At 38.4% G+C, this 7,858-nt stretch carries 12 protein-coding genes; 10 read left to right on the top strand and 2 right to left on the bottom strand.

Going from position 1 to position 7,858, the window contains the following annotated elements; translation table 11 throughout:
• Positions 1–133 precede the first annotated feature (133 nt).
• The 10 genes from PHO71_RS24720 (at position 134) to PHO71_RS24675 (ending at position 4,400) form a co-directional block, all read left to right on the top strand.
• Complete coding sequence (locus tag PHO71_RS24720) at positions 134–316, top strand: hypothetical protein (RefSeq protein ID WP_300208800.1); 183 nt, start codon at positions 134–136, stop codon at positions 314–316.
• A 163-nt stretch (positions 317–479) separates the two neighbouring features.
• A complete protein-coding gene (locus PHO71_RS24715; protein WP_300208798.1) occupies positions 480–845 on the top strand; it encodes a hypothetical protein in 366 nt (121 codons plus the stop codon).
• Positions 846–948: 103 nt separating this feature from the next.
• Positions 949–1,134, top strand: coding sequence for a hypothetical protein (locus tag PHO71_RS24710; protein WP_300208465.1), 186 nt, complete (start codon positions 949–951; stop codon positions 1,132–1,134).
• A 604-nt stretch (positions 1,135–1,738) separates the two neighbouring features.
• On the top strand, positions 1,739–1,936 hold the full coding sequence (locus tag PHO71_RS24705) for a hypothetical protein (RefSeq protein ID WP_300208796.1): 198 nt from the start codon (positions 1,739–1,741) through the stop codon (positions 1,934–1,936).
• 379 nt (positions 1,937–2,315) lie between these two features.
• Positions 2,316–2,840 (top strand): hypothetical protein, encoded by a 525-nt coding sequence (locus PHO71_RS24700; protein ID WP_300208794.1) that lies wholly within the window; start codon positions 2,316–2,318, stop codon positions 2,838–2,840.
• A 76-nt stretch (positions 2,841–2,916) separates the two neighbouring features.
• Positions 2,917–3,090 (top strand): hypothetical protein, encoded by a 174-nt coding sequence (locus PHO71_RS24695; RefSeq protein WP_300208793.1) that lies wholly within the window; start codon positions 2,917–2,919, stop codon positions 3,088–3,090.
• Positions 3,091–3,231: 141 nt separating this feature from the next.
• Positions 3,232–3,471, top strand: a complete 240-nt coding sequence (locus PHO71_RS24690) for a hypothetical protein (protein ID WP_300208791.1) — start codon at positions 3,232–3,234, stop codon at positions 3,469–3,471.
• Between the two features lie 230 nt (positions 3,472–3,701).
• Entirely contained in the window at positions 3,702–3,905 is a 204-nt protein-coding gene (locus tag PHO71_RS24685) for a hypothetical protein (protein ID WP_300208789.1), read from the top strand.
• Positions 3,905–4,168: a hypothetical protein gene (locus PHO71_RS24680; protein WP_300208787.1), complete on the top strand. Its 264-nt coding sequence runs from the start codon at positions 3,905–3,907 to the stop codon at positions 4,166–4,168. Before PHO71_RS24685 ends, PHO71_RS24680 begins: the two co-directional genes overlap by 1 nt.
• 34 nt (positions 4,169–4,202) lie before the next feature.
• A complete protein-coding gene (locus tag PHO71_RS24675) occupies positions 4,203–4,400 on the top strand; it encodes a hypothetical protein (protein ID WP_300208785.1) in 198 nt (65 codons plus the stop codon).
• Between the two features lie 2,261 nt (positions 4,401–6,661).
• Here the strand turns inward: PHO71_RS24675 and PHO71_RS24670 are convergent.
• Together PHO71_RS24670 and PHO71_RS24665 are read right to left on the bottom strand one after the other, a co-directional pair.
• Positions 6,662–6,955: a hypothetical protein gene (locus PHO71_RS24670; protein ID WP_300208783.1), complete on the bottom strand. Its 294-nt coding sequence runs from the start codon at positions 6,953–6,955 to the stop codon at positions 6,662–6,664.
• A 133-nt stretch (positions 6,956–7,088) separates the two neighbouring features.
• A complete protein-coding gene (locus tag PHO71_RS24665) occupies positions 7,089–7,775 on the bottom strand; it encodes a hypothetical protein (protein ID WP_300208781.1) in 687 nt (228 codons plus the stop codon).
• Positions 7,776–7,858: the final 83 nt, after the last annotated feature.

Here is a 7,858-nt window from a genome sequence, read left to right as displayed (position 1 = left end):
GTCATGGAATGGAAGCTGGCGCACGACGCGGACAAGGAAGGTGCGAGTGCGGACAAATACTTCCGCCGCGTAGACGCAATTGATAACCTGTGGATCGCAGCTATTGATTTGCTTGACGAGCGATATGGGAAGGATGGTTGGCATGACCTTTGAGGAGTTGAAAGCTGTCGTCGTCGAATGGTACGAGGCTAAAGCAGGTGACGTCTGCGGTGCTTCGGCAGACAAGTATTTTCGCCGGATAGATACCCAACAGCGGCTAGAACAGGCCGCCCGCTGTCTGATTGAAGAGGGTTGGAAAGCGGAGGTGACGGAATGAACGCTCCTATCTGCCCGCACTGTGGACAGCCAGACGAGGAAAACATCTGGCTAGCTAAGCAGCAAGACGAGGAATACGACGACACTTTCGACTGCGAGCGGTGCGGCGGAGCCTACAAGCTTCGGAATCGCGGCGGGGTGTACGAGGTGGAGGCGGTGGAGGAATGACACGCGAGGCGAAGGCCGTTGAACTCCTGCATCGGGTGCTGAATTATTTCCTTGGCGAGTTCGCGTTTCCCGAAAAAATGGAACGCCTTCTCGTAGAGATTGAAGCCTTCCTGACGGAGATCGAAGCGGAGAAGGTGGAGATGAATCTAGTAAAAAGTGATGCCGATGCTTTGATAGAAAAACTAGTAGCGGATGAGGCAGAGCTTGAATACGCACTTGGCTTTGCGGTCGATGCTGTTGATAGGCTTGAAGCAGAGAAGGCTGAGATGCTGGACAGGTTGGAACAACTGATTTATTTTTGTGACGATCCTGTTACCAGCAGGGATATTGAATCTATAATAAAGAGGGCTAGGGGTGAATAATGAGCAGATACCTTATCTACGGAATATTCTGTTACGTCGTCGCATGGTTCGGTATAGATTTATTGATTGATAACCACAAACAAAGAAAGAGAGGTATGGTTAAATGAAATATGCATTGCTCCATAAAAATTCCATTATTCATGTTTCAGATGATTATAATACTACTAGAGATGTTCTTCATAAAGTTCTACCAAAGGATGGAGATGCACCAGTTTATATGGTTAAAGTTATCCAAGAAACAAAAACAAGTGGGCAGGGTTTACAGGCTGTATTTATAACTCCGGATTAGCCATTTATCCTTGCTACACAACACGTTTAGTATCAGCTAATACTGGTGGTTGATTACCACTACATTGTTCAATACAGGGCATTCTAGAGGCATATACGGAGGTGTAAATGGATACTCTATATAAAGATATAATGAATACAATAATTTTCACCTGTATGTTTATATCGTGGATTCTTATTGTATCAGTAATAATGCTTAGTGATTAAAGGAGACGTATATGACATACTCAACTATAATTTTATTTCTTATCTTGTTTGCAATAGATATATTTTTAGCAGTGTATGTGCTTCATCTTAGAGATTTGCTGTATAAGATAACATTAAAAGTATATTCTAACAGACTGAATCTACCCACTAGGTACACTCCATCAGAATGAATTATGTGGTCCGTAACGCTGGTTGATAGCACAGAATCGACGACTTCACTTAATTGTGAGTCGTCATTTTTTTATACAAACACAAAGTTGAATTATGCAAATTGTATACCAGACCCCCGCGCCACACTTAATTTTCTGAATAATAAAAATAGCACTTGAGCCTTAAGGCCTATTGTAAATCCGGGAGCTTCATGGTATAATGGTTTTCACGGTAAGGGAGGGGTTCACATGAAATTAATTGATAAGAAAATTACAGCGGAATTTGACCACGAGGAATTGACTCTAATGCTTGAAAATTCATTCGATGTATTAAAATGGATTCTTGGTAATAAGGCTATAGTTCCTGCTAGTGTGCAAATTGCGGCGGCAGATTTGAGGGAATTTATGGCAGATTTATATAACCTAGGAACTGATTCAGAAAACTAAATTGCACTACAAGATTTACTAAATGTTCCGCTTGACCATCCAGGGGCTTCATGATATAATGGTTTCATCAAATGAGGGAGGGTTAGCATGAAATATGAAACTAATTGGCTGAACATTCTTCAGAAAAATGCCTATTACTCCAAGGAATACGCCACGTGGCTAGGAGTTTACAGAAGATTGTGGGAATCCGAGAGGATTGCTCTTCTGGAAAGGATTCATCGTCGGAAAAGAAAATCTCTAAGATAGGCCTTAGGGCCTATTGACCATCCAGTAGCTTCGTGGTATAATGGTTTCATCAAATGAGGGAGGGGTTCGGATGAGCAAAATTTTCAGAAGGATTGCTGAGGCACTGCCCAAGGACGCGAACACTGAAATTTCCATGTTGTTCAACATGCCTGATGATGGTGGCATTGTTCTAATGCATAAAGTGGTTGGAGAGCATGACGACAGCATTGATATTCCTGATGAATACTTCAACATGCTAGACATCTGCGACCATGCGATCGACGTGCATACACATCCCAACTATAACTGTATTCCATCAGCAATGGATATTGCATTTTACCTATCCAATCCTGACATCAGAGAAGCCTATATTGTCGGAAAAGACGCGATTGCACACATTACATTCAAAGAAGATAGGGAATATGTTGCACCACATACTGTCGAGAAAGTGTACAATCAGATTGTTCAGGGTATTGCAGACGATTATGACAACTTTGTTGAGTCTGTCACAAGCAAGGATATCTGTGACCCTTTTTACCTGACATCATTTACAAATGTTGGACAGGATACAATCGCTGAAGCAATGTTTACTGAAGCAAGTTGGCAACTGATGGGACATTTTAAACTGACTGACTTCGCATTGTACGAGCTGCCAGACTATTTCCAAAAGAAAGACTAAAGGATGAGCCTTAGGGCCTATTGACCTTCTGTGGGCTTCATGATATAATGGTTTCATCCTGAGGGGAGGGGTTCGGATGAAGGTTCTGAAAATGACAGCTGAGGCATTTGAAAAGGGTTACAAGGATGGCTCTCTCGGGCTTTATTACATCGACAAGCTGACAGATCATACGTTCCGTGCATGGTCTGAATCTGGGAAGTCATACAAGTGCAGCAATTTCAACAACAGAGTATTGATGGTAGCCGAATAAATCTGGATTGTAGAACAAGAAAGATTAGCAAGTCCTGAAATCGCTCTTGACAGGCTCCGAGCTTCATGATATAATATGTGGGTACAGTCGAGAGAGGGGAGAGCCTTTCCCCTCCAACAAAATTCCAAGGAGGAATACACTATGACTACACTTAATATCGTTAACAACGACAGCAAGAAGGTTGAAAAGGTTGTTCGCAAGACGGTCACGGTTCGGGTTCCTGTGGACGTTCACGCGAAGTTCAAGGCGATTGTTAAGATGGCTTCTCTTCCGATGCAGAAAGTTCTCGTGGATTTCATCGAAACCTACGTCGAGGAGAACTTTGATCCGGACATTCACGATATTTCTGAAAACGCTGAAAACGCTGAAGATAACAATTAGATTAATCACCCCTCCAAAACAATGGAGGGGTTTTTTCATACTTTAAAATAGTCTGAAAAAGATGAATTATGAAAATTGTACACCAGACCCCCGCGCGAAGTACGGATTGTATACAATCCAGCTGGATACAAGTCGGAATAGAAAGAAAAAATGTTCCGCTTGACCATCTGGGAGCTTCATGATATAATGGTTTCCCCCTGAGGGGAGGGGTTTTCATGGGAGTTCCTGGAATGACAACCATACTTTATCACACTAAAGGAGGAAATAGAATGTTGGCTCGCATTAAAGAAGGTAAAGCACAGTTTATTATGGACTACAACGAGCTGTACCAACTTGCAACTGAGTTGCATTATCTAGAAAGTTACGCAAACAAAACGAGCCCATTTCTCAAAATCTTCGCTGATTTACTGGTAGAAATGAAGGAGGAGGAATAATGCAAATAATAATTAAAGCTGAAAACAAGCACGGATTCCAGCTTCACCAAATTTCACTTAATTTTGAAAATTCAGCAGCTGAAAACATAGTAACATTAAAGAAACCATACAACTCTATACTAAACTATGTTTCAGCTTATTACCCCCTTTTCAAAGAAAAGAATATTGCGCAAATACTACAAGATATTCATGATTTTCTCACCAGCACAAAAGATTCAAAACATTCTTTCTATACTAAAAAGGAGGAAAAGACAGATGCCTAAACTGTATCAGACTAAAACAAATTATCAAATAGATATGGATGAGCAAGAAGGAGAAATTAAACTATTCATTGTTGATGAATTTGGTAACCAAATCAGAAATGGAGAAATTCTCCGAATCCTAGCAAATGGAGAGCTGTATATTATGAAAGGGGTAGATAGAATTGCAGCACAAAAGGCAGGAATAAAGTTGACTGAATTTTCAGGAAGAATCATCCATCACTACGAAGATTAGATGAAGCGAACACTTTACCACGTTACAACGCTACTATTCCCAAAAAACGCCCCATTCCATGAAGAAAGGAGAGTATTTAGAAAACTCTCCCAGCTGAAGCAATTCCTGAACTCCACCCAGTATCACTTAGTAGGAATATTCAAAGAAGTAACACACCACAGGTATTATCATGCTGTAGGGTTAAAGTTCAAGAAGCAGAAATTTCACACTACTTGGGAGGTGCGTGAAAATTATCATCATAGCAATAAAACAGAAAGAAGATAAAACAGTCGGAAGAGTGTTTAAAGCAAGCTCAGCAGCACTTTGCTTGACTAAAGTGTTAAAGGAAGGGTACACTCCAATTTATTAAAATAATCCAATTAAATTAAAGGAGGATAAATTCCTCCTTTTTTAGTATATTAATACAATGTATACAATATAGAATAACCAGATTTTAAAAAATCCCCTCGAAAGAAGAACCTTTATTTATTCCCAATACACCCTATATACATAACTATTCCTTTAATACTATATACATATAATAAAGTAGATACACTAAATAGACATGCTATAAGCTATTACTTTATATATAAAGGGTAAATATACAGGGAAGAATAGTACTAAATAGACATACTATAATGGACTAAATTGTCACTAAGTGACAAATTGTACTATTTTACAAAGCTTATATAGGTACTTGCTAGCAACCCGTGTACTGACGTGTGTGCGCTTTAACGCACGAAAAAGGCATTTTTTCGCTGTTTTTCGCGTTTTTTCGCTGTTTTTCGCTGTTTTTCGCGTTTTTGTGACGAAATTTAGGCTATTTTTGCCATTTCACCCTACATCCTGCATAATGTAGAATATATCATGCATGAGACATTTTTGTCACTTAGTGACAAAAGGGAAAATTGTGCAATTACCATAGCTTCCATTGTGTACCCTGGGAACTATAACAAAACTCACACTGAACAAAATATAAGGTTCATAAACCCCACTGAACAAAATATAAGGTTCATGCTATAATACTAGCAGGGGGTGGTATTATTATGTGGAATCCACGAAGTAATTTCCAATTTACAGAGGAGGAATACAATTTAGCCAAGTCTAGAGATAAGTTACCAATCAAATGTATTGTATGTGGAAGGGTTTCATTAGTCAGAAAAGCAAAAATAACTGCTGTAATGTCAGGTAAATTACCTGAATCAGCACAGTATTGTAGTAGAAAATGTGCTGCACCTGCAAATACATACAAAAAAGAGAGAATAGTTGTCACTTGTAGCTATTGTGGTAGAAAATTTTCTACCTTTCCATGCCGTGCGAGGGGTAGGAGAAGGCAGAAACATTGGTTTTGTTGCAATGATTGCAGACTTCAGGCTAGCAGAGAACTAATACAGGAGTACAATGATAGCCGTAGCACTAAGTGATAATGTACCCCACTGAACAAAATATAAGGTTCACTAAATTGAACAAAACCCCACTGAACAAAATATAAGGTTCACTAAATTGAACAAAACCCCACTGAACAAAATATAAGGTTCACTAAATTGAACAAAACCCCACTGAACAAAATATAAGGTTCACTATAGCTTCTGTTCCATACTATAGCTTCTATACTATACAATAGAAGCTATTCTATCTCCCACACTGAGCAAAGTAAGAATGTACACAATAGAAGCTATTGTATACGGTTATATGTCTACTTTGTTCTACACACTAACATTCCAAAGGTAATATCAACCCCACCAGCTATTCCTAGCTTATATAGTAATACTATATATACATAGATATACATACCAGCCAGGAATATCCAGAGGGGTTGACATTCCATCCTGTTAGTAGGAGTTGTCTGAATATTACAAGTTCCATACTTCACAAGGTGGATTTTTTTAAACCAGTTATAGTATGAATATTCCTGCAAATTGAATTATTCAGAATATTCTGAATACCAATTTAACTGACTACCAAGACTCATTCCTTCACAGTGCTAGCAGGAACAAATTGAATTATTCAGAATATTCGGGCGACCGATTTAACTGACTACCCAGACTCATTCCACTACTACGGTGAAGTGGTAGTGTGTACAATACATTTGATATTGTCTGAATATTACAAGTTCCATACTTCACAAGCGTTGTTGTATACACTGAATAGGGTGAATTATCTGAATTGTATACCAGACCCAGACCCCCGCGCAAAATGCGAATTTTCAGACAATTTAGTAAATAAAAAAAGGATACAAGCTAGGAATGAAAACTAGCTTGTATCCTTTTTAAATTGTCGCACTATTCTGGATCAGGGTAATCAATAGATTCTTCAAACTTTTTGCATAATTCCAGCAATTTTGATTTGGTTACCTCCTCTGAATATTTATTGCTGTATACAATCATAGCTATTTTTGTATACTCCTGAAAGAATTCTGAATCATTGAACTCTTGCACATTCTCGACAAAGCCATCCACGGCTTCGTCCAACATATTGAAAAATTCTAAAAACTTGTTCTTCTTAAAATAGTACATATGGTGTACTATTGCTGCTACTACAGAAATGAGCATTTTTTCCAATGTTGTGAATTCCATACTATTTCCTCCTTTTGGCATAATAGCCAGCTTGTATCCTTTTCAAATTGTTGCGCAACGGATAACATAGAATAGTGCGAATATTCCGCATGTTGCGTAAAAAAGTAAAATACAACTTAGTATACGATTCATACTATTTTCTCCTGTTAGACATATTGATAGCGTTGTAACTTACTACCTTCCATGGCATACTAACAGCTTCCATCTGATAACGCTTCTTTTTCGCCTGAATAGTCTGATAAATATATAGCTCTTCCTGAATGTCTGACAAGGCAGTATGTGATTCTACATGGTAAGGGTTACTAGTTAAGAAGCGATATGCAACTTCAGCATTTGTCAGAATATTACCTGCATTACTGATAAATTGATGCTCAATGCAGAATCTTATGTAATCTTTCCTATTTTTCACAAAATTGCAGAATACGCTATACAAATCAGTCAATTGCAATCCGTTGAAAATTCTGAATTCTCTTCCCCTTATGGATTCATTAGTAGCTGCTAAAGCATCCAGATCAAAGGGGAGATTGTATGCAATTACTTCACTTACAGAATATTCTTTAATGTCCATCCATAGGGATGTCAGAATATTTGACCAATTCAGAATTTCAGTTGTTTTTGCAATATTTTCATAAGTTTTTACCTTACCTTCCCCATAAAAGGGAAGACTCTTCAGATAATTTGGCTTATATGTTTCCTTTACCAAGTAGTTACGTTCTACTAGTTTGGAACGCTTGTTAAATACACTCCATGCAATATCAAATACAATATTCTGAGGCTTCAAGCCATACGTTTCTGTATCAAATACAAGGCGATTCTTCATTCTAGTTTACCATCCTTTCAAATTGTATGATTATTCATCCAACCCTCTAGTATTATTATCTAGAACGTAGTAGTGCCAAATAC

Source organism: Bacteroides sp., assembly GCF_028690125.1.
Lineage (GTDB): Bacteria > Bacteroidota > Bacteroidia > Bacteroidales > Bacteroidaceae > Bacteroides.
The sequence above is the reverse complement of the archived record's forward strand: the minus strand, read 5'-3'. Positions and strand labels throughout refer to the sequence as shown.